The sequence below is a fragment of the Pseudomonas sp. 05L36 genome (genome assembly GCF_056398125.1).
In genome coordinates this window covers 130,313-150,580 of record NZ_JBFTOU010000001.1, presented here as the reverse complement: position 1 = coordinate 150,580, position 20,268 = coordinate 130,313, and the positions used below count along the sequence as shown (strand labels likewise).

The 20,268-nt window shown below is 51.9% G+C and carries 19 protein-coding genes; all 19 read right to left on the bottom strand.

Annotated features, from left to right (window positions below; translation table 11 throughout):
- Positions 1-143: 143 nt before the first annotated feature.
- The 19 genes from AC1DKH_RS00700 to AC1DKH_RS00610 all read right to left on the bottom strand — a co-directional run bounded on the left by AC1DKH_RS00700 (position 144) and on the right by AC1DKH_RS00610 (position 20,265).
- A complete protein-coding gene (locus AC1DKH_RS00700) occupies positions 144-1,418 on the bottom strand; it encodes an NAD(P)/FAD-dependent oxidoreductase (RefSeq protein ID WP_477797123.1) in 1,275 nt (424 codons plus the stop codon).
- A 320-nt stretch (positions 1,419-1,738) separates the two neighbouring features.
- Positions 1,739-3,349 carry a purine-cytosine permease family protein gene (locus tag AC1DKH_RS00695; RefSeq protein ID WP_223545222.1) on the bottom strand — a complete coding sequence of 537 codons (1,611 nt, stop codon included), beginning with the start codon at positions 3,347-3,349 and terminating at the stop codon, positions 1,739-1,741.
- A gap of 388 nt (positions 3,350-3,737) precedes the next feature.
- Complete coding sequence (locus tag AC1DKH_RS00690; protein WP_223507682.1) at positions 3,738-4,625, bottom strand: alpha/beta fold hydrolase; 888 nt, start codon at positions 4,623-4,625, stop codon at positions 3,738-3,740.
- A gap of 42 nt (positions 4,626-4,667) precedes the next feature.
- Positions 4,668-5,441, bottom strand: a complete 774-nt coding sequence (locus AC1DKH_RS00685) for an SDR family NAD(P)-dependent oxidoreductase (RefSeq protein WP_223507681.1) — start codon at positions 5,439-5,441, stop codon at positions 4,668-4,670.
- A gap of 179 nt (positions 5,442-5,620) precedes the next feature.
- The gene (locus AC1DKH_RS00680) at positions 5,621-7,057 is read right to left on the bottom strand and encodes an NAD(P)(+) transhydrogenase (Re/Si-specific) subunit beta (protein WP_223616327.1); all 1,437 of its coding nucleotides are present in this window, start codon (positions 7,055-7,057) and stop codon (positions 5,621-5,623) included.
- Positions 7,054-7,410 carry an NAD(P) transhydrogenase subunit alpha part 2 gene (locus AC1DKH_RS00675; RefSeq protein WP_008047189.1) on the bottom strand — a complete coding sequence of 119 codons (357 nt, stop codon included), beginning with the start codon at positions 7,408-7,410 and terminating at the stop codon, positions 7,054-7,056. Before AC1DKH_RS00675 ends, AC1DKH_RS00680 begins: the two co-directional genes overlap by 4 nt.
- A gap of 11 nt (positions 7,411-7,421) precedes the next feature.
- Positions 7,422-8,543 (bottom strand): Re/Si-specific NAD(P)(+) transhydrogenase subunit alpha, encoded by a 1,122-nt coding sequence (locus AC1DKH_RS00670; RefSeq protein ID WP_223507678.1) that lies wholly within the window; start codon positions 8,541-8,543, stop codon positions 7,422-7,424.
- 53 nt (positions 8,544-8,596) lie between these two features.
- Positions 8,597-9,658: a Gfo/Idh/MocA family protein gene (locus AC1DKH_RS00665; protein ID WP_223507677.1), complete on the bottom strand. Its 1,062-nt coding sequence runs from the start codon at positions 9,656-9,658 to the stop codon at positions 8,597-8,599.
- A gap of 84 nt (positions 9,659-9,742) precedes the next feature.
- Positions 9,743-10,720, bottom strand: coding sequence for a Gfo/Idh/MocA family protein (locus tag AC1DKH_RS00660; protein WP_223507676.1), 978 nt, complete (start codon positions 10,718-10,720; stop codon positions 9,743-9,745).
- 91 nt (positions 10,721-10,811) lie between these two features.
- Positions 10,812-11,975: a Gfo/Idh/MocA family protein gene (locus AC1DKH_RS00655; protein ID WP_223507675.1), complete on the bottom strand. Its 1,164-nt coding sequence runs from the start codon at positions 11,973-11,975 to the stop codon at positions 10,812-10,814.
- Between the two features lie 135 nt (positions 11,976-12,110).
- Entirely contained in the window at positions 12,111-13,832 is a 1,722-nt protein-coding gene (locus AC1DKH_RS00650; RefSeq protein ID WP_223507674.1) for an acetyl/propionyl/methylcrotonyl-CoA carboxylase subunit alpha, read from the bottom strand.
- Complete coding sequence (locus AC1DKH_RS00645; RefSeq protein ID WP_223507673.1) at positions 13,829-15,427, bottom strand: 5-oxoprolinase subunit B/C family protein; 1,599 nt, start codon at positions 15,425-15,427, stop codon at positions 13,829-13,831. The genes AC1DKH_RS00650 and AC1DKH_RS00645 overlap by 4 nt, the downstream gene beginning before the upstream one ends.
- Complete coding sequence (locus tag AC1DKH_RS00640) at positions 15,420-16,205, bottom strand: LamB/YcsF family protein (RefSeq protein WP_223507672.1); 786 nt, start codon at positions 16,203-16,205, stop codon at positions 15,420-15,422. The genes AC1DKH_RS00645 and AC1DKH_RS00640 overlap by 8 nt, the downstream gene beginning before the upstream one ends.
- 48 nt (positions 16,206-16,253) lie before the next feature.
- Complete coding sequence (locus AC1DKH_RS00635) at positions 16,254-16,544, bottom strand: putative quinol monooxygenase (protein WP_223507671.1); 291 nt, start codon at positions 16,542-16,544, stop codon at positions 16,254-16,256.
- Between the two features lie 30 nt (positions 16,545-16,574).
- Positions 16,575-17,024, bottom strand: coding sequence for an OsmC family protein (locus AC1DKH_RS00630; RefSeq protein WP_223507670.1), 450 nt, complete (start codon positions 17,022-17,024; stop codon positions 16,575-16,577).
- Positions 17,025-17,050: 26 nt separating this feature from the next.
- Positions 17,051-17,854 carry a putative hydro-lyase gene (locus tag AC1DKH_RS00625; protein WP_223507669.1) on the bottom strand — a complete coding sequence of 268 codons (804 nt, stop codon included), beginning with the start codon at positions 17,852-17,854 and terminating at the stop codon, positions 17,051-17,053.
- Positions 17,855-17,886: 32 nt separating this feature from the next.
- Complete coding sequence (locus AC1DKH_RS00620) at positions 17,887-18,300, bottom strand: GlcG/HbpS family heme-binding protein (protein WP_223507668.1); 414 nt, start codon at positions 18,298-18,300, stop codon at positions 17,887-17,889.
- 15 nt (positions 18,301-18,315) lie between these two features.
- Positions 18,316-19,071, bottom strand: a complete 756-nt coding sequence (locus AC1DKH_RS00615; protein ID WP_223507667.1) for an SDR family NAD(P)-dependent oxidoreductase — start codon at positions 19,069-19,071, stop codon at positions 18,316-18,318.
- Between the two features lie 72 nt (positions 19,072-19,143).
- Positions 19,144-20,265, bottom strand: coding sequence for an acetoin dehydrogenase dihydrolipoyllysine-residue acetyltransferase subunit (locus AC1DKH_RS00610; RefSeq protein WP_223507666.1), 1,122 nt, complete (start codon positions 20,263-20,265; stop codon positions 19,144-19,146).
- Positions 20,266-20,268 lie beyond the last annotated feature (3 nt).

The window sequence follows — 20,268 nt, the reverse complement described above, 5'->3', positions numbered from 1 at the left end:
GTGAATCGCCACCATCGGTGCGTTCAGCACCAAGGGGTACATGTCTTTCTGTACCCCTTTGTCTTTAACCCTCCGAGGGTATGATCAAGTCAGTCCTCATGACTGCCAGACAGACATCGATAAATATACGAGCACCGCTTCATTTAATGCAGCTTAAGCCGAGGCCGCGTCTTACGCTGTAACCACTCGGCAAACGCCTTAAGTAGCATCCGCGGGGCCCCGTAGAGTGATGCCTGGTGCAACCGATAAAGCGACATGTAGAGGGTTCGTGCGACAAGCCCTTCTGTGACCTTCTTGTATCCAAGCAAGCCGGTCAGCGTACCTACAGCATTGAATGACGCCATCGAAACGAGAGTACCGCGATCTTCATAATTGAATTTCAAAGGCGATCCGCCGGCAATCAACCGAGACAAGCTCCTGCTAAGCATTTCCGCCTGCTGGTGAGCTGCTTGTGCTCGAGGTGGAACAAATCCGCCCCCCTCGTCCGAAATTGGGCATGACGCACAGTCGCCGATGGCAAAGATTGATTCATCTAGAGTCGTCTGCAATGTACGGCGTACCAGGAGCTGGTTGATCCGGTTTGTCTCAAGCCCAGCTAGTTCCTTGAGGAATGCCGGTGCTTTGATACCAGCAGCCCAAATCGTCATATCTGCACTGACGATGCTGCTGTCAGCTAAACGTACGCCCTCAGCAGTGACTTCCTTCACAGCCGTGCTTACGCGGACATCGATACCAAGATCAGTGAGTCCGGAATGGACAGTTTCGCTTACGTCTTGATTGAGAACAGGTAGAACGCGCGGCCCGGCCTCCACCAAAGTTATCTTTAGGGTTGACGGCGAAGCGTGACGAACACCATATCCCTCGATAATACGAATGGCATGCTGAAGCTCTGCACACAGCTCAACACCGGTCGCTCCCGCTCCCACAATTGAAATTCGCAGAGGGGTAGATTTGTCCGTGGCATGTGCACGCATGTAACGAGAAAGAAGCAGCTTGTGAAGCTTCTCAGCCTGGGCGCGACTATCCAAGAAATGGCAAAACTCCTGAACACCTAGAGTCCCAAAATCGTTGCACTGACTGCCAACCGCCATAACCAAGGTATCGTATTGAATCTCACGCACCTCGGAGTTCGAGGACTTAAACGTTATGGTTTTCTGGTCACGATCCAAGTCAACCATACGACCATATTGGAACGAAAAGTGATTCCATTTTGCTTGAGCGAAGTAGTTGAGCTCATCAATGCTTGGATCCAGTGATCCAGCAGCCACCTCATGAAGTAATGGCTTCCAAATATGTGCCAGATTTGCATCAACCAACGTGATCTCGGCGTTTTTGCGCTTTCCGAGTGTTCTCCCAAGTTTAGTCGCCAGCTCAAGTCCACCTGCTCCACCACCAACAATTACAACCTTATGTTTCATCATCTCACCTAAGACTAATACAAGCACTGATGCTCACAAAAAAGCCAGCCGCAGTAATTCAGCTAAAAATGGCAGATAGCGACAAAATAAAACATTGGGATCTTATTTATTTTTTGTACAAAACAATCGATTCAACACTAAATCAACCGCAGACGTTTTTATTTAGTAAAAGCTCGACAGCATAAAACCTCATCCTGAAAACAGGATAAGGTTTACGGCCAAACACAAATCCAAGGACAGCTGAGTTTCCGTTTGTGAGATGGCTCACCCAATCTCAGGTTACGAGATGAAGTGGCCATCCAACTGATTACTAATCACTTTTATCTCAAGCCTTCCACACCTGACTGATTTTTTGACAGCACACTCAACTGATGAGATTCCAGTTTCACGGATTTTAGGAAGTTCTGATTTCCTTCAGCACACCCAGTGCAGATAGCTTGCTGACTTGCCGACGGATCCCTGTCCATTTCAATGGCACTGTAAGAGCGATCGCAGACGTGGCACTCAATGTGCTGGCGCCACACATCCTGCACTTCCTCACGAAGCTCAGCCAAACGCACAAGCGGTCGACTTTCCGCTAATTTATTGATAATCCAATAGCTCGAAGCTGCGAGAATCGCAATCAGTATTGGCGCGATCTCCACATACCAGGCGCCCTTATCTCCTAACTCGATCAACGATATTCCGACAGCGGTTGATAATAGAATTGCCCACGCACCAGGCATGATTGCCTTCACTCTGCCAGGGCGGAATTCGTCACTTTTGGGGTCTGGATATAGAGCGTAATGAGTCAGGAGAATCGCGACCCAAGATGTAACTGCAACACCCTGCCATGCCAACGCTTTGAGCAAATAGCTGAAGACATTTGTCAGCATCAGTAGGTAAACACATGCACCGACGAACAGTACCCATACGCCTCGAGACCATCGCAGTCCGAGTCCTCGCGCTGCAAACCCTGCCATATTTAAAGATGCCATATAGTAATTGGCGGTGTTGATACGAGTTTGGCTGATCAGGATGAATAACAAACCCACCAAGCCTGAAGACTTCAGTACGGCTTCAGCTATCCCTTGCTCACTGGCCTTCAGACCAGGAAAGACTGTGTCCATAATGAAGATGCCAGCCAGTCCGTTTACAGCATAGAGCGCAAAGTAGAATACTGGCCCGAAAGTGATAACTCCATGGAATTTCGCATCCTCAGGCTTGCCAAATCGAGAGAACTCTGCGGTCACCATCATGTTAACGCAGATTCCCATGTAGACGATGAACGCCCACAACCACCCGGGCATACTGGTATCCAACGAAGGCTGTATAGAGAGAAAGTCTGTCGAAAACCCAAAGCGGTTGCCCGCCATGACAATAATCAACAGCAAGCCTCCAACATACAGCGGCAATAAAGCTCCGTTGAGTTTGTCCATCCACACTTGTACCCCACCCATAACGAGCGGCATAGCATAGAGAACCACCAACAAATACCACCATCGAATGTCACTGTCTGGTGCAAAATACTGTTGAAATGCAACAGCGATGATAGAGCCTTCAAAAACTGCGTAATAAATTGCAGTGACAGCAAACAGCAGCGACGAAATGATTGCGCCTGCGTTACCGAAAATGCCTCTGGAGAGCAGGGCTACCGAAAGTCCATTTTTTATAGAACGCTGACAGATAATGTAGTTTATCAATCCGTAGAACAAAATCGACAATCCAATGCCAATCAATGCACTACGAGTTCCAACTGCCTGCGCTACAGCCACGCTAATATAAAGATAGAACAAAGCACTGAGCACCGACCAAGATGCCATTGCCAGACTCCAACGGCCAGATCGCGCGGCGAGAGGAACTACATGCCGAGAATAGTCTTCTGCCGATTGCTCGGCCAACACTCGCGGGTCATCATGATAACTCACCTTTATCTGGCTGACATTCGTCATTATTTTATCCCCTATTAGATATATCCAACTTACCAAAAGCTTCGCAATAAAATCCCGCGCTAATTACTTCCACGTACTCTGAGATTTTTACGTGAGGTGCGCCCATATCTCGCCGAGGAGTCTAAAGCGCTGCACGAGATTGTTTCTGGATCATTTTGGGACACAAAAAAAAGCGACTCACAGCGGCAGCCGCGTGAGAAGACAATTAATCAGATAAAAAGGCTAGGAGCCGCAGCAAGACGAACTCCTAGCAAAGCCATGTAAAGCGTAGAATGTCCCTGTGAAAAGCCTGCAGCAGTCTCACCACTGGCACGTTAACGACTGACCTTTCCCCAAGCCGCTAACGTTCAGTAGACATCCTCTTGCTCAGTGCAGCCCCCGCAAGGCGTCACAGATCAGAGAAGTACTTCACCAGTTCGTTGACCAGCTGCTCAGGCTGCTCTTCTGGGATGTAGTGACCGCTGCGCACCATGGTGCCGGTGACATTAGTTGCGATTTTTTGCAGCTCACCTACCAAATCAGGCATCGAGCCTTGGTCGGCACGCACCGCGAGGATCGGGACTTGCAACTTGCCTTTCTTGGTCAGCTCCCGGTTCTGGTCGGCGGACACGGACATGGCGCGGTAGTAAGCCAACCCGCCCTTGAGTCCATTGAGCTTGAACACACGCAGGTATTCTTCAAAGTCGTCTTGAGTGAAAATCTGCGGGATTGCAGCTTTGCGCTGCAGATACCATTGCAGATAAATGTGCTCACGCCCTTCCAACAAGGCTTCTGGCAAATCTACAAGGTTATGGAATCCGCAATGCCAGGTGCGCCAGGCGACATTGGCGGCCCAAGGAAGGTTGTCAGGCAAACTGATTCCTGGAATACCACAGTCCAAAATAGCCCAACCGGTGACCTTGTCACCGTAGTTTGCGCAATAGGGGTAGCTAACCCAAGCACCAAGATCGTGCGATACTAATGAATGCTTATCTACCCCGATCTTGTCCATCAGACCGCGCAGAAGGCGAGCGATATTGGCGGTGTCACAGTTGGCAGGACGATCCGAATCACCCTGACCAGGGAGGTCTGGTGCAATAACGCGGTAGTGTTTACCCAATTCAGGTAGTACTTTACGCCAAGCATACCAACTCTGCGGGAAGCCACAGACCAGCACCATCACTTCGCCATCTTCAACGCCGCCACTGACGTAGTGCATACGCACGCCATCTACGGTTTCAAAACCGCGTTTGAAACCTTCGACGCCGCAATCCGGCCATTCACGCTTGCTAAACATCATGTTCACCCTTGCAAGTTTTAAGATAGGAACCGCTATTATTTAGAACGGGTCACGGGCAGCAGCTAGCCAACCACCATCCATGACATACTCACTACCGTGAACAAAGTCGGCTTCATCCCCACCTAAAAACGCGGCCAACTTGGCAATTTCGCTTGGCTGACACCAGCGGCGTGCAGGGAATTTTTGAAGAGCTGCGGCCATATCAGGAGAGTTCACCGTGACAGGATCAGCCATGGCCAAAGGTGTAGCGGTAGCACCAGGGCAAATGGTATTGACTCTGATGCCACGAGCACCATATTCGAAGGTTAGCTGCCTCGTGAGGCCAATCACGCCATGTTTCGAAGCCGTATAAGCGGTGCCACCACCAGCTGCACTGAAACCTGACGTTGAAGACGTATTAATTATCGCGCCTTTCTTTTGCTTGAGCATTTGGGGAATTACAGCGCGGGCCATAAGGAAAGGCCCAGTCAAATTCACTGCAATGACTTTATTCCACTCCTCTAGCGACACTTCGTGCGCAGTGGCATGACCATCGAGAATCCCAGCGTTATTACAAAGCAGATCGATACGGCCCCACTTCTTAATTACAGCATCGATCGCTTCTTTTACACTTTCAGGGTCACTAACATCCACACGATGCGCAAAAGCAAACTCAGGATTTGTCAGTTGAGCGACAGATTCTTCTGCAGCCTTCAGATTTATATCTAATACAGCAACATATGCTTGGCGAGAAACAAACTCGGCAACCATTGCCCGCCCCATTCCTGACCCTGCTCCAGTAACAACAACCACACGATCTTTATAATTGTTCATAGTGCGCTCTCAGTCGGAAATTAGTTCATTCGAACAGCTACTAAAAAATCCCTTACATCATCCACAAGGCTCGTTTGATATTCAGCGATCCAATCGACGTAGTCCAATCTCCATTTGCGATATTCGGCGATAAGCTATTGTTATCAGCGAGCGGGGCTCGGACTGATGGGCTCAGTGAACTACGCAACCGCCTTGACCATATCCTCAATAGTCTTTTTCGCGTCGCCGAACACCATCATGGTCTTGTCCAGATAGAAGAGTTCGTTGTCCAGGCCGGCGTAGCCGCTTGCCATCGAGCGCTTGTTGACGATGATGGTCTTGGCCTTGAACGCTTCGAGAATCGGCATGCCGGCAATCGGTGATTTCGGATCGTTCTTCGCCGCCGGGTTGACCACGTCGTTGGCGCCGAGCACCAGCACCACATCGGCCTGGCCGAACTCGGAGTTGATGTCTTCCATCTCGAATACCTGGTCATAAGGTACTTCGGCCTCGGCCAGCAGGACGTTCATGTGGCCCGGCATACGACCGGCAACCGGGTGGATCGCGTACTTCACGGTCACGCCGCGATGGGTCAGCTTCTCGGTCAGTTCCTTCAGCGCGTGCTGTGCCCGTGCGACCGCCAGGCCGTAGCCCGGAACGATGATCACGGTGTCGGCATTGGTCAGCAGGAAGGTCGCGTCGTCAGCCGAACCGGATTTCACCGGACGGGCTTCTTTCGCGCCTGCCGGGCCGCCTGCGTCAGCTGTATTGCCGAAGCCGCCGAGCAGTACATTAAAGAAGGAACGGTTCATCGCCTTGCACATGATGTACGACAGGATCGCACCGGACGAGCCCACCAGCGAACCGGCGATGATCAGCATCGAGTTGTTCAGCGAGAAACCGATACCCGCCGCTGCCCAGCCGGAGTAGCTGTTGAGCATCGACACGACCACTGGCATGTCCGCGCCACCGATCGGGATGATGATCAGCACGCCAAGCACGAAGGCCAGCGCCAGCATCACGGCGAAAGCGGTGTAGTCACCGGTGAGCATGAAGGTCACGCCCAGGCCCAGTGTGGCCAGGCCCAGCAGCAGGTTCAGCTTGTGCTGGCCGCTGAACTGTACCGGCGCACCCTGGAACAGGCGGAACTTGTACTTGCCCGCCAGCTTGCCGAAGGCAATGACCGAACCGGAGAAGGTGATTGCACCGATGGCCGCGCCGAGGAACAGTTCCAGGCGGTTACCGGCCGGGATCGCGTCACCGAGTTGCTGGACGATGCCCAGCGACTGCGGCTCGACCACGGCAGCCACGGCGATGAACACCGCGGCCAGGCCGATCATGCTGTGCATGAAGGCGACCAGCTCGGGCATCTTGGTCATTTCAACGCGTTTGGCCATGATCGAGCCGGCCGTGCCGCCGATCAGCAGGCCGACGATCACGTAGACGATGCCGTCATGGGCCAACTCGGAACCCAACTTGTAGATCAGGCCGACTGTGGTGAGGATCGCCAGGCCCATGCCGAGCATGCCGAACAGGTTGCCACGACGCGATGTGGTGGGATGCGAGAGGCCCTTGAGCGCCTGGATGAAGCAGACCGAGGCGATCAAATACAGGGAAGTAACCAGGTTCATGCTCATGCTTGCTGCACCTCAGCCTTGGCTGCTGCGGCTTTGGCTGCCGGAGCTTTTGCCGGAGCCGCTTTTTTCTTGAACATTTCCAGCATGCGCCGGGTGACCAGGAAGCCACCAAACACGTTGACCGCGGCCAGGGCCACGGCCAGGGTGCCCATGGTCTTGCCCAGCGGGGTCACGGTGAGGGCGGCGGCCAGCATGGCGCCGACGATCACGATGGCCGAGATGGCGTTGGTCACGGCCATCAGTGGCGTGTGCAGTGCAGGTGTGACGTTCCAGACCACGTGGTAGCCGACATAGATCGCCAGCACGAAGATGATCAGGTTGTAGATACCGTGAGAGATCAGCATGTCTTCCATTGTTTTTATCCTCAGCTGTTCTTGCGCACGATCTGGCCGTCGCGGCACATCAGGCACGCGGCGACGATATCGTCTTCAAGGTTGATCACCAATTGTCCGTCTTTGTCGAACAACAGTTTCATGAAGTCCAGCAGGTTGCGTGCATACAGAGCCGAGGCATCGGCGGCGACTGCGGCTGCCAGATTGGTCGGGCCGACGATGGTTACGCCATGTTCGACGACCACTTGATCGGCGACAGTCAGTGGGCAGTTGCCGCCTTGGGCCGCAGCCAGGTCGATGACCACTGAACCCGGCTTCATCTGTGCCACGGTTTCCGCGCTCAACAGCGTCGGCGCCTTGCGGCCCGGAATCAGTGCGGTGGTGATGACGATGTCGGCCTGCTTGGCGCGTTCGTGCACGGCCACGGCCTGACGCTGCATCCAGCTGGCCGGCATCGGGCGAGCGTAACCGCCAACACCGACGGCGCATTCACGCTCTTCATCGGTTTCGTAAGGCACGTCGACGAACTTGGCGCCGAGGGATTCGATCTGCTCCTTGACCGCGGGACGTACGTCTGAGGCTTCGATCACCGCTCCCAAACGCTTCGCTGTAGCGATGGCCTGCAGGCCAGCCACGCCGGCGCCGAGAATCAGCACGCGCGCCGCTTTCACGGTGCCCGCAGCGGTCATCAGCATCGGAATGAAGCGCGGATAGTGGTGGGCGGCCAGCAGCACAGCTTTATAGCCCGCGATGTTGGCCTGGGAAGACAGTACGTCCAGGCTCTGGGCGCGGGAGGTACGTGGCGCCGCTTCCAGGGCAAACGCAGTGATACCGCTCGCGGCCAATTTGGCGATGGTTTCATTGCTAAACGGGTTGAGCATCCCCACTACAACGGCGCCACGCTTGAACAGCATGAGCTCATCGTCGTTAGGTGCGACCACTTTGAGGACAAGGTCAGCGCCAAAGGCATCGCTAGCCTCCCCCACACTGGCACCAACGGCCTCATAAGAGCTGTCCGAGATACTGGCGGACAAACCGCAACCTCTCTGAACAACAACTTGATGGCCAGAAGCGACAAGTTTTTTGATCGCTTCAGGTGTCGCAGCAACACGCGTTTCGCCAGCTGCAGTCTCTAATGGCACTCCGATATACAAAAAAAATACTCCCAATAATTTACTTTTCTAGACAGGTTTTTTTAGCCCAGACGTCAGTGGCTAACACCTTTTTCAATCATCCGAAGTGTGCCTTTTGATGGCCCAACACGAGGAGACTTCGGATATAGTCGCTGCGGAACTCCAGAAGCAGCCGCGCGCTCAATAGCAAACAAGACCTCAAGATCAGCAAGGCCTTCTTCACCATTTGGGCTCGGCTCTACCCCTACCTGAATACACTCAGAAAAATATGAAATCTGGCCAGCGAAATGATCGAAATGCGGAAAGCTAACAAATTCACTTTCATGTGCGTTCTTGAGTTTCATCGCCATTGATGTCTCAAATCGAAACCCTGGATCCATGCATAGAGTGCCGTGTGTTCCGACGACTCTATAGGTATCAACAGAGTAGGCTCCAAAACTACAATAAAACTGGGCCATCCGATTATCTGGAAACTTCAAAGTAACAGCTATTGAGTCATCCAAGCTTGAGAAGCGAGGATCATCTGCGCGGCGAGTACTCATCGCCGATACTTCAATAGGCTCTGCATTGAATATATGCCGCGCGGCATTCACACAATAAATACCAATATCTTGTAATGGCCCGCCCCAATGCTCGACATTCAGCCGATGATTTTCCGGATCACTTTGGAAACTAAATACTGCCGAAAAAAACAAGGGATCCCCAATGCGTCCATCGCGGACTGCATCAAGTGCTGTAATCGTACCGATATCGTGATGAAGCCGGTAACTGGTCATTAAAAATACACCTGATCTCTTTGCAGTAGAGATCATCGCATCCGCATCGGGCAGCGATGTTGCTATCGGCTTCTCAACAATGACGTGCTTTCCAGCATTCGCAGCTTGAATTGCAAAAGATGCATGAAGAGGATTTGGCAGAGCGATGTAAACTGCATCAATCAGATCGCTTTCGACCAACTCTTCGTATCCCTCATAATCGAATACGTGAGGAATATCATATTTTCGAGCCAACTCGCTTGCACGTTCAGGGCTACCTGAAACCAACGCCGTTATCTTCGAATTACCAGTAAGATTTACAGCGGGAATAAAAGCAGTTTGCGAAATCCAACCTGCCCCTACGACGGCGTATCGAATCACCTTGACCACCTCTAACTAATTATTGTCTTATGGTCAGACATGGCTAATTAAAGCCAACAAAATTGATGTGCTTCTTCGACTAAATCAAGAATAGAACTCAGGCCGCTCAGCAACGCTCAGCTTAATAGTCTCGTCAGCACTTACCGACGCAACAATCCGTTCAGCTACAGCAGTAGTTACATAACCATCCCATGCGGATGCGCCATGATTTTTTCTACCCGATATCACGGTATCCACCCAGGCTCGCGACTGTGCTTTGTAAGCTGCCCTGAACCTTGGAATCCAATTACTCGGTACAAATGAAGATTGGGTTCCCATTTTATTAAGCAACGTCGATGCAAATGGTGGAAGAGCTAACGTCCCTTCACTCCCTACTAACTCGGCCTGTACCTGGTAGCCGAATTTGCAGTTCATGAATAACTCCGTTGACACGATAGATCCGTTAGCCATACGGGCTACAATCATCATCGGATCCCCCTTGTCAGAGGACACGACCCTCACCGAGTCAAGCTCACTTCCCAGCACCCAGCGAGCAACATCTATTTCGTGAACGAACGCGTTTGTCACGAGCATCTCGCCCGTCATCCACTCAGGCGCCACTGGATTGCGGTGAATGTTGTGAAGGATCTCTGGTGCGCCAATCACGCCTTCATCAAAGTTGGTTTTCAAATCCATATACCCTGGATCGAAACGGCGCATATAACCCACCTGCACCAGGCTTTTGCCTTTCTTAATTTCGGCGTCGACAATTATTAGCGCCTCTGCGCTTTTCATTGCCAAGGGCTTTTCACAAAGAACAGGTTTCCCTGCTTCGATACAAGCCAATACGAGTTCAAAATGCGTGGAATCAGGAGATGCGATCACAACAGCATCGACATCATACGAGTGAATTAACTCCAATGGGTCTTTGAAGACACGTCCTTTTCCCACGATATTTCGTGCCCGAGCCTCATCGTAATCGCAAACAGCAGTCAGAGTGCTGCGCGGTGTGTCCAGCGATAGAATTCTACCGTGCTCGGAGCCCATGACTCCTGCACCAATCAAACCTATAGAAACGCTCATCTCCTAGTCCCCCAGAAACATCAACATGGATATTTTTCGGATGACAGCAAGCAGGCGCGGTTTACGCGCCCACCTCGGAATGCGTCGAAGGTTACTTAGACGGCTGCTCGATGTTTTCCCACTCACCACTCACGCCGGAGTTCAAAATCGCGTCAGCAATACGCTCAATTTGAAGCCCATCGTTGAAGTTTGGCGATGCCGGGGTCTTTTCAGCGATTGCCTTCAAGAAGTTGTACCATTCGATCGATTTAATATCGATGTAACCTTGCCCCATACCAGCAACAGGCCAAAGTTTGTCACCGAACGGCTGATGAGGGCCGGAGTAGATGGTACGGAAGCCAAATGTATCTTTAGGATCATCGGCGAACGCAACACGAAGCTCGTTCAGACGCTGGTAATCGAATGCAATCGAACCCTTGGTACCGTAGATTTCGAAGCCAAGCTGGTTGTGATGACCCCAAGCATTACGAGTTACCTCTATAGTGCCATACACACCATTGGTGAACTTGATCATGGTAAGTGCGGCGTCATCCACATCGACCTTGCCACGCTCAGAGGAAGCTTGTCCTGCTGGGCCAAAGAAACGACCCTCGGGCAGCGGACGCTCGTTAATAAAGGTCTTCACAATGGAGTTCACCGAGGAGAACTCACCTACCAACAGACGCGCGGCATCAATAACGTGAGTACCGATATCACCCAGCGTACCTGAGCCAGCTTTGGCCTTGTTGAAACGCCAGGACAGTGGGAGCTCTGGATCAGCGCCCCAGTCTTGCAGATAGTAGCCACGGAAATTCAGGATGTCGCCGATACGACCTTCATCAATCAGACGCTTGGCCATCTGAACTGCCGGGGTATGACGATAGTTGTAGGATACCATGGTGATTACGCCGGTTTTTTCGGCAGCTGCCTGCATTTTCTCGGCATCTTCGACAGTCATGGCCATTGGTTTTTCGCACATGACATGCTTGCCCGCCAGCGCTGCGGCGATGGCGATCTCGGCGTGAGAGTCGTTCGGGGTACAGATATCGATGATATCGATATCCGGGCGATTAACTACATCGCGCCAGTCCGTAGCGTATTCAGAGAATCCATATCGCTTTGCTGCGTTTTGTGCCAGCTCCTCATCGATATCTACAATCACCTTTCGTTCAATTTCTACCGGCGCACCGAAAAGAATTGGAACGACTGCAGTAGCAATGGAGTGGGCTTTGCCCATGAAGCCAGTCCCGATCAGCGCGACATTGTATTTTTTCACGATCCATACTCCGTTGGGCCGACGTGTGCGTCGTAGCCCTGCTTCAGATTAAACAACTCCAGAATTCAGGAAGCCCAAATACTGGTTCTCCAGCGTAGGGACGCATCAATGAAACACGCCCCTCTGAAACTGAGCTCAGGCATCAAGCGGGGTAATCTTTGCGATTTCCTGCCCTAGCGATACCAGTGCGCCCACACTTGCGGACAATTTGATTGTTCCGCTGAGTCGAGCAACTACTTTGGTCTCCATTTTCATTGCTTCAACCAATGCAACTGCGTCACCCGCCTGCACGATTGCCCCCTCCTCCACCAGCCATTGCTGCAGTGTTCCGGGAATAGGCGCCTCTACTGAGGCAGAGTCACCCACCTCTTGCGAACCTTGGACAGACTGTTGAGGCGAATTACCCGCAAACAATCCGGGAGGTAGACCAAGCTCATGCCGCTTACCGTCGATCTCGATGAAACAGCGAATAAGGTTACTTTCCGCTGGCTCCACCCGACTTGCAGGTGTGACACCCTTGAACTCGGTTTCGATCCACGTTGTATAAACGCCGAATTTTTCGGTGCCATTGAACGCTGGCTCATCAATCACCGCACGGTGGAACGGCAATACCGAGGCGACACCGGCAATCTCAAACTCCGCCAGTGCACGGCGTGCCCGATTGATTGCCTCCTCACGCGTATCACCTGAAACGATCAGCTTAGCCATCAAGGAGTCGTAGAGACCTGGAATCATTGACCCTGATTCCACACCAGTGTCGAGTCGAACACCGGGGCCGGAGGGTGCACGGAATTTCTCTATGCGACCTGGCGTAGGTAGGAAGCCACGACCTGGATCTTCAGCATTGATTCGGAACTCGAAAGCATGCCCACGGACAATGGGTGTTTGAGTGAATGAGAGCGCAAGCCCATCTGCTATTCGCAACTGCTCTACAACAATATCCACCCCAGTAGTGACCTCAGTCACAGGATGTTCTACTTGGAGCCGTGTATTGACTTCCAGGAAGGAGATTGTCCCGTTCTGCGAGAGTAGAAACTCTACGGTGCCAGCTCCGACATATCCCGCATGAGCACAAATAGCTCGTGCGGAATCATGAATCGACTGGCGTTGCTCTGAAGTGATAAACGGGGCAGGTGCCTCTTCGACTAGCTTTTGATTGCGCCGTTGTAGAGAACAGTCTCGAGTTCCCAAAACAACCGTATTGCCGTGGGTATCGGCGAGCACCTGGGCCTCAATATGCCTCGGCTGATCTAGGAACTGCTCGGCATAACACTCACCTCGACCAAAAGCCTCAGTGGCTTCTCGCACAGCTGAGTCAAAGAGTTGGCCTACCTCTTCGAGGTTTCGCGCGACCTTCATCCCGCGACCACCGCCACCAAAAGCGGCTTTGATCGCAAGCGGGAGTCCAACTTCTTTGGCGAACTCTACCGCCTCGCGAGCGTTGGCCAGTGGGCCTGGTGTGCCCTTAACCAACGGAGCACCAACAGCTTGAGCAATCCGGCGAGCTTCAACCTTATCCCCCAAAGCATTGATAACGTCAGGCGATGGCCCTACCCAAGCGATGCCGGCATCTATAACTGCCTGAGCAAACTCTGCTCGTTCGGAAAGGAATCCGTATCCAGGGTGGATAGCATCAGCGCCGGCCTTGATGGCGATATCTACAATTTTCTGAATATTGAGATATGTGTCTGCGGGACGCCCGGGGCCAAGGCCATATGCCTCATCTGCAAGCTCCACATGGAGCGACTCGGCATCAACGTCGGAGTAAATCGCAACAGATTTGACTCCGTAATCACGTGCGGCTCGGATGACTCGAATGGCGATCTCGCCACGATTAGCAATGAGTAGCTTCTTCATCGATCAAATTCCTTAACCTGCGGATCGAAATTGGCAATCAGGTTGAAACGGACTCGCACACCGATTGGAAGCTGTGCTGCCAGGGACAAATGATGATTAGCGACGACCGCAATTACTGGATATCCACCAGTGATCGGGTGATCTGCCAAGAACAGTACGGGTTGACCATTGCGTGGTACCTGAATCGAGCCTCGAGATGTCCCCTCAGATGGCAGCTCTTCTACGTTATCGCGTTCGAGCCCAGTCAACCCATGAAGCCGAACACCTACCCGGCTGGATTCGGGCGTAACTGTCCATGACTGCTCGACAAATGTACGAATCGCTTCCGGTGTGAACCAATCCGTCCGCGGCCCCAAAATCACATCCAGTACAACCGTATCTGAGCCCTTTGGGAGTAATGGAGTGGCGAGGGGATGAGCATTAACAGCAGAGCATGAACCGTGACGGGGAACTATCACATCACCGGTTTTGATCGGCGCCGGGCCAATCTTTGCCAGCGTGTCCGTAGACGATGAACCCAAGACCTCGGGGACTTCATAGCCACCGCGCAATGCGAGATAGGTGCGCACACCAGTAGGAGGTGCTCCCAAGTTAAGGGATTCACCTGCATCCAACGCGAAAGGCATTTCATTGGATATCAGTAGACTGCGTCCATCTACAGTAAGGATCGTAATTGGGGCTGGTGCACCTGCAATAGCAAGCGTAATTGGCACATCAGTCCGAAGTGAGAAACCTCCGTATGTAACCTCAATCGCAGCTGTAGCAGGAGGGTTGCCTACCAAGCTATTGGCATCTCGCAACGCCTCTTGGTCTGCAGCACCTGACTGGGACACACCCTGGTGGGCATTGCCTGGCCGTCCAAGATCTTGAAAAAGCGCTGGGCGATCGGAAGCCAGAACCTTGAGTCCCAACCTGTCCGTGTTTTTTGCCACGTCGCATGTTTCATTCGACAGTACGGGGGAACCCTCAGCCTCCGTTATTGCTCTGAACCTAACACGATCCCCAGGACTGAACAGAGCGGCTCGCTCGCGGTTTACATCCCACATTGGGACGTTGGTAGTACCGAGCAGTTGCCATCCACCAGGAGTATCCGAGGGGTAGATGCCACAGAACCGACCCGCCAGTGCGACAGATCCTGCTGGAATTCGTGTACGTGGACTATCGCGGCGAGGGACTTCAAACGCCGGATCGTCACAAGTCATGTAGGCGAAACCAGGAGCGAAGCCTGTGAACGCCACAGTGAAGGTGGCCTCGGAGTGCCGCTGAATAACTTTGTCTACCGTCCATCCCAAGTATTCGGCAACGTATGAGAGATCCTCTCCGTCATATCGCACAGGGATTTCGACTAGCGCACCAGACCGCTCAACCAAGTCTTTCAGAGTGACGGTAGAAATGGCCTCGTAAAGATCCCGTGGTAATGCGACCAGCGGGTCGTAAGTCACTAACAACGTACGAGCGCCAGGTACAATCTCGACGATCCCTGGAATAAGGGCGCTCGCAAGAGCCTCGAACAATTGGATCGTAGTATCGAGATCATCCAAATCAATGATGAATCGATTACTTCCCGCAGGCAGGAACTGAAGTGTCTTAGCCATTGTTCGCCACCTCTTTGCACTGAGTGAAGCTGCGGAGCTGAACGCTGTTGGAAACAAAAATATCCTTCAGGACTCGAGCAGTTTCGACCGCTGCCGGGTTATCGCCATGAACACAGATTGAGCTTGCTTCTACTGGCACGAGACTCCCGTCGATAGCTTCAATCAAACCCTCACGAACCCAGCGGAGCATTCGCTGTGCAATGAGTGTTGGATCGTGCAGCACGGCTCCTGCACGGCGTCGATTAACCAATGAACCATCAGGGTTGTAAGCCCTATCTGCAAATGCCTCACAAACGACATGGAGCCCCTCCTCGCGTGCCTGCTTTACAATAGGGGCTCCAGCCAGCGCGAGAAGGGTTAACTGAGGGTCGACCGCCTTGATCGCCGCAATGACATCAGCGCCCTGCCTGTGATCCTTGGCAATGGTGTTATACAAAGCACCATGCGGTTTTACATAGCTGATGCGAGTACCTGCAGCCACAGCTAACCCTTGAAGCGCACCGATCTGATAGATGACATCACCAATCAACTCTGCGCTTGAAGGTTCCATTGACCTTCGACCAAACCCCACCAGATCTCGATAGCCAACGTGAGCGCCAATCGCCACACCTCGAGCAACTGCCTCTTTCAACACCGCGAAGATCCCCGCGGGGTCTCCCGCATGGAAGCCACACGCAATATTGGCGCTGGTGACGATGTCCAACATCGAAGCGTCGTCACCCATTTTCCATGCGCCGAAGCTTTCACCGAGGTCGCTATTGAGGTCGATACTTACCATAACCCAACACACTCATTGTTGATCACGTTGACGAACTTTCTGAGCTACTTACAAAAGCTTGTACTTCGCCATGGTCGTAGACTTCACGAGATGACCGTATTTCTCACCGAATGCCTTCATGTTGTCAGTGCTGCCATGCAGCTCAAGCGACTTTTCATCGTCCCAAATTTCGTAGAACAAAAATTCTCCTGAGTTCTCTTCCGAGACATGCAAATCGTACTTAACGAAGCCAGGCTCAGTCTTTGCGTAACTAACCAGCTCCAACAAGGCCTTCTGGAGCTCTGCTTCCTTACCTGGCTGAGCATGAGTCACCGCAACAACAAACAGTTTATTTTTCATTTACTTCACCTTCTCGTTGACGTTTGTAAATCAAGCAATCTCAATAGCGACTTCAGTTTTAATTGAGTTTGCAATAAAGCAGCCTTTATGAGCGCGATGATGCAGTCGCTGAAGCGTTTGGTGATCTGGCTGTTTGGTTGATGAAAATTCCACTCTCGGGCGTAATACTATTTGAGAGATCCAAAATCCACCTTCCCCACGTTTGGTAACGAAACCTTTCGCAGAGTCGCTATAGCGACTAACTGTGTAACCTTGCCCTTCACAAATCGCCAAAAAATAAAGCATATGGCAGCTAGCAAGTGCACTCACCAACAACTGCTCTGGATCTGCTTTCTCAGGCGACCCCATATAGTCCGCGGCGGCAGAAGCAGGAATGGTGATCTCATCACCGATATGCACCTCTAAGTCGCGACTGTAGGTATCCGCCTTATCGCGATGCTCCGCGGTGACCCATACAACCTCAGCATTATGCTCTGACATATATCACCGCTTTAAAAAATTACTGATTAAGCAACAGAAAGATTAGGCACATCCGCAGGAAGATCCGTCACAAGCATGTAACCTGGCTCATGAGTAATCGCGATATCAACTCCTGCTTGCTTAATCGCCATTTGAGGTGTGACTCCACATGCCCAGAATCCAAAGATGTCCCCATCTCGGTAGACAGGTTCGTCGCCAAAGTTAGGCTTGTCTATGTTTTCGATGCCGATCTGAGCAGGGTCACCGATATGAACAGGAGCACCATGAGCAAGTGGAAACTGATTGGACAACACAATCGCGTCAATTGCATCCTTTGGCCGGAACGCCCTCATCGATACGACCATGGAGCCCTTGAATGGGCCAAACTCCTTGGTTGGCAGATTAGTGACATACATGGGAACATTGCGATTAGCAGTAATGTGCTGAATTTCAATACCCGCGTTCAGAATAGCGTTCTCAAATGAGAATGAGCATCCCAAAGCAAACGTTACAAAATCGTCGCGCCAGACATCAAGCAAGCTATCTACAGTTTCGGTGTGGACACCATTCCGATAGATTCGATAACGAGCTACATCAGTTCGTATATCAATTTGTCCAGCTAGTGGTAGACCTGGGTCACCTGGTTTTCCCATAGCAACGAGCGGGCAACTTTTTGGATTCAGGTCGCAGAAGATTTTGAAATCATCAGCAAATCGCTTCGGCAGAATCATAAGGTTAGCCTGCATGAAACCGTCAGCAAATCCGCTGGTCGGTACACGCAAGCTTCCATTGCGAATCATCTGCCTTACTTCGGCAGCAGATTTCGCTTGCATTTCTTTGATCGGATCCATGATGGGATTCCTACCGTTATATTATGAAGTGCTTACTTCGTTTGAAGTACGGCAACCATGGCAGTCGCAATGGCCACATCAGCTTCTTCTGGCCCACCTGAAACGCCAACGCCGCCTACTACATTGCCATCTACTGTCACTGGAAGACCGCCACCAAAAACCACAAATGGCCGCGCACATGAGCGCTCAATACCGTACAGTTCTTGCCCTGGCTGAGAGAGCGACATCCAAGTGCCGGATGGCTGTCGCAAAGCGGCCGCGGTATACGCCTTGTTATTGGCGATCTCAATCGTCCCGAACGCAGCATCGTCTACACGAACGAAGCCAATCAGATGACCACCAACATCAACGATTGAAAGCGATGACCGTTGATCCAACTCTTTAGCTTTCTGAACCCCTGCTTGAAGAGCGGCCATGGCCACTTCATGAGTAATCAGTGCAGTCATTTCAAAGCTCCAGTGTCAGTTGTAAACACCACCGCAAACGTTAATTGCTTGTGCGGTCACGTAAGAAGACTCGTCCGATGCCAGGTATACAAAAAGCGGCGCAACTTCATCAGGCGTAGCTTCGCGCCCTAGCGGAATCGAGGATTTGACCAGTGACTCCTGCTTCTCCTTACCACCAATAAAGTCAATGACCGGATCATTGAAAGGTGTGTTGATCCACCCCGGGCATACGGCGTTAACACGCACGCCATCCTTTGCAAGCTCAATGGCTAACGTATTGGTGAGTCCGATCACTGCGGATTTGGATGAGGAATAGCAAGAAAGTCCAGGTGCTCCTCGTTTGCCGGCAAGCGAAGACATCAAAACAACGGAGGACTTCTTAGCTTCCCGAAGGTATTTTAGTGCCTCCCGAATAAAGATAAAGTTGGCTCTAACGTTAATGGAGTAGACTTTATCCCACGCCTCAGTTGTGAACTCTTCAAGGCGCCCAGAAAGTTGAATTCCCGCATTCAGACAGAGAGTATTTATCCCACCCATCCATCCAGACACTTCATTGACCACATCACGAATTTGGGACTCGTTGCTCAGATCTGCGCGAAAAAACTTAACTACTCCATGGAAGCGCTTTTCCACCTGCGCACCGCGCTCAGCGTCAATATCGATCACCGCCACCTTGGCGCCTTCTTCAACAAAAGCCTCCAAGATAGATAACCCGATATTAGCTACGCCACCCGTTAAAAGAACGAGTTTACCCGTCAAGCGATTGGCCATAACAACCTCGCAAACTTCAAAATCTTCTGGTATTCATCAGCATGCAAGTTACATGCTGATGACCACATATAACTAAAGAGACTTACTGATATTATCCAAAACAATGGAGTTAACTTCTGAAGAAGCCTCCATTTGTGGCATATGACCAGCATCTTCAATTACGCTAAACTTCGCATTGGAAGGAATTTGCGAACCATCTGGCAGTGGAACGATCTTGTCTTTACCACCCCAAATCAATGCAACTGGGCCAGCGAAGTTCGCGAGAGTTTCCGTAATCGAATGTCGCTGCCCGTCGCCGTCAACAATTGTATCCCTGATCGCTGCAAGCGCTTCCGGCACACCCTCAAGCCGCTTGAAGCGGAGGGTACCCTCAATCATGTCGTTGCTTATTTTCGAAGGATCGGCCAGCAGACGCTCCAACACATCCTTCAACGGCTTACGACGCTCTGCAGTGATGAAGTCATCCAAGAACTCCTTATTGATGACCTTGCCGAGGCCAACAGGAGCGATCAGTGTTATCGAGGCAACCCGTTCAGGCTGATGCGCAGCGATTGCTGCAGCTACAGCGCCGCCAAATGAATGAGCTACCAAATGCAACTTGCCAGGAGCGGAAATCTCAAGTGCCCGCTCAATCGAGGCCACCAGGCTTGGGAATACATCGCTCCCCTGAGTCGGCGAAGAGGCGCCATGACCTGGTAGGTCTACCGCGACAACTCGATGCTTTTGGGCGAAGGCGTCCTGGTTAAAGAGCCAGGTTGAGACATCCCCACCAAAACCGTGCAGCAATACCACATTGCTATCCGACTCAGCCCCTAGCGTGAGGACATTAACCACTGCCCCATTACCCACATCGACCGTTTTGATCGATGCTGCATTTGAATCCTCTTCCTCTTCTGCGCCACTCGCACCAGCGAAAGAAGCAATAAATGCATCAATGTCCTCATCGCTCGCGGACGCATCCGCGATTACGCCAACCAGAGCTCCAACCGGTGCAGTCTCACCGGCCTCTACGACGATACGGCGTAGAATGCCACTCGCCGCCGACTCAACCGCATTGGTAGTCTTGGTAGATTCAACTTCGATGATTTCCTGGCCACGCGAGACCTCGTCACCTTCGGCAACCAGCCAATCGCTAACGATCCCCTCGGTCATAGTCATCCCCCATTTGGGGATCGTTACAGCTTCAATCGACATACC

Excerpts from the sequence above, each read along its gene's own strand:
- AC1DKH_RS00660 (WP_223507676.1), bottom strand. The coding sequence starts at position 10,720 with ATGAGCGTTTCTATAGGTTTGATTGGTGCAGGAGTCATGGGCTCCGAG.
- AC1DKH_RS00630 (WP_223507670.1), bottom strand. The coding sequence starts at position 17,024 with ATGTCAGAGCATAATGCTGAGGTTGTATGGGTCACCGCGGAGCATCGC.
- AC1DKH_RS00675 (WP_008047189.1), bottom strand. The coding sequence starts at position 7,410 with ATGGAAGACATGCTGATCTCTCACGGTATCTACAACCTGATCATCTTC.
- AC1DKH_RS00645 (WP_223507673.1), bottom strand. The coding sequence starts at position 15,427 with ATGGCTAAGACACTTCAGTTCCTGCCTGCGGGAAGTAATCGATTCATC.
- AC1DKH_RS00610 (WP_223507666.1), bottom strand. The coding sequence starts at position 20,265 with ATGTCGATTGAAGCTGTAACGATCCCCAAATGGGGGATGACTATGACC.
- AC1DKH_RS00695 (WP_223545222.1), bottom strand. The coding sequence starts at position 3,349 with ATGACGAATGTCAGCCAGATAAAGGTGAGTTATCATGATGACCCGCGA.
- AC1DKH_RS00620 (WP_223507668.1), bottom strand. The coding sequence starts at position 18,300 with ATGACTGCACTGATTACTCATGAAGTGGCCATGGCCGCTCTTCAAGCA.
- AC1DKH_RS00615 (WP_223507667.1), bottom strand. The coding sequence starts at position 19,071 with ATGGCCAATCGCTTGACGGGTAAACTCGTTCTTTTAACGGGTGGCGTA.
- AC1DKH_RS00625 (WP_223507669.1), bottom strand. The coding sequence starts at position 17,854 with ATGGATCCGATCAAAGAAATGCAAGCGAAATCTGCTGCCGAAGTAAGG.
- AC1DKH_RS00680 (WP_223616327.1), bottom strand. The coding sequence starts at position 7,057 with ATGAGCATGAACCTGGTTACTTCCCTGTATTTGATCGCCTCGGTCTGC.
- AC1DKH_RS00635 (WP_223507671.1), bottom strand. The coding sequence starts at position 16,544 with ATGAAAAATAAACTGTTTGTTGTTGCGGTGACTCATGCTCAGCCAGGT.
- AC1DKH_RS00685 (WP_223507681.1), bottom strand. The coding sequence starts at position 5,441 with ATGAACAATTATAAAGATCGTGTGGTTGTTGTTACTGGAGCAGGGTCA.
- AC1DKH_RS00690 (WP_223507682.1), bottom strand. The coding sequence starts at position 4,625 with ATGTTTAGCAAGCGTGAATGGCCGGATTGCGGCGTCGAAGGTTTCAAA.
- AC1DKH_RS00640 (WP_223507672.1), bottom strand. The coding sequence starts at position 16,205 with ATGGTAAGTATCGACCTCAATAGCGACCTCGGTGAAAGCTTCGGCGCA.
- AC1DKH_RS00650 (WP_223507674.1), bottom strand. The coding sequence starts at position 13,832 with ATGAAGAAGCTACTCATTGCTAATCGTGGCGAGATCGCCATTCGAGTC.
- AC1DKH_RS00700 (WP_477797123.1), bottom strand. The coding sequence starts at position 1,418 with ATGAAACATAAGGTTGTAATTGTTGGTGGTGGAGCAGGTGGACTTGAG.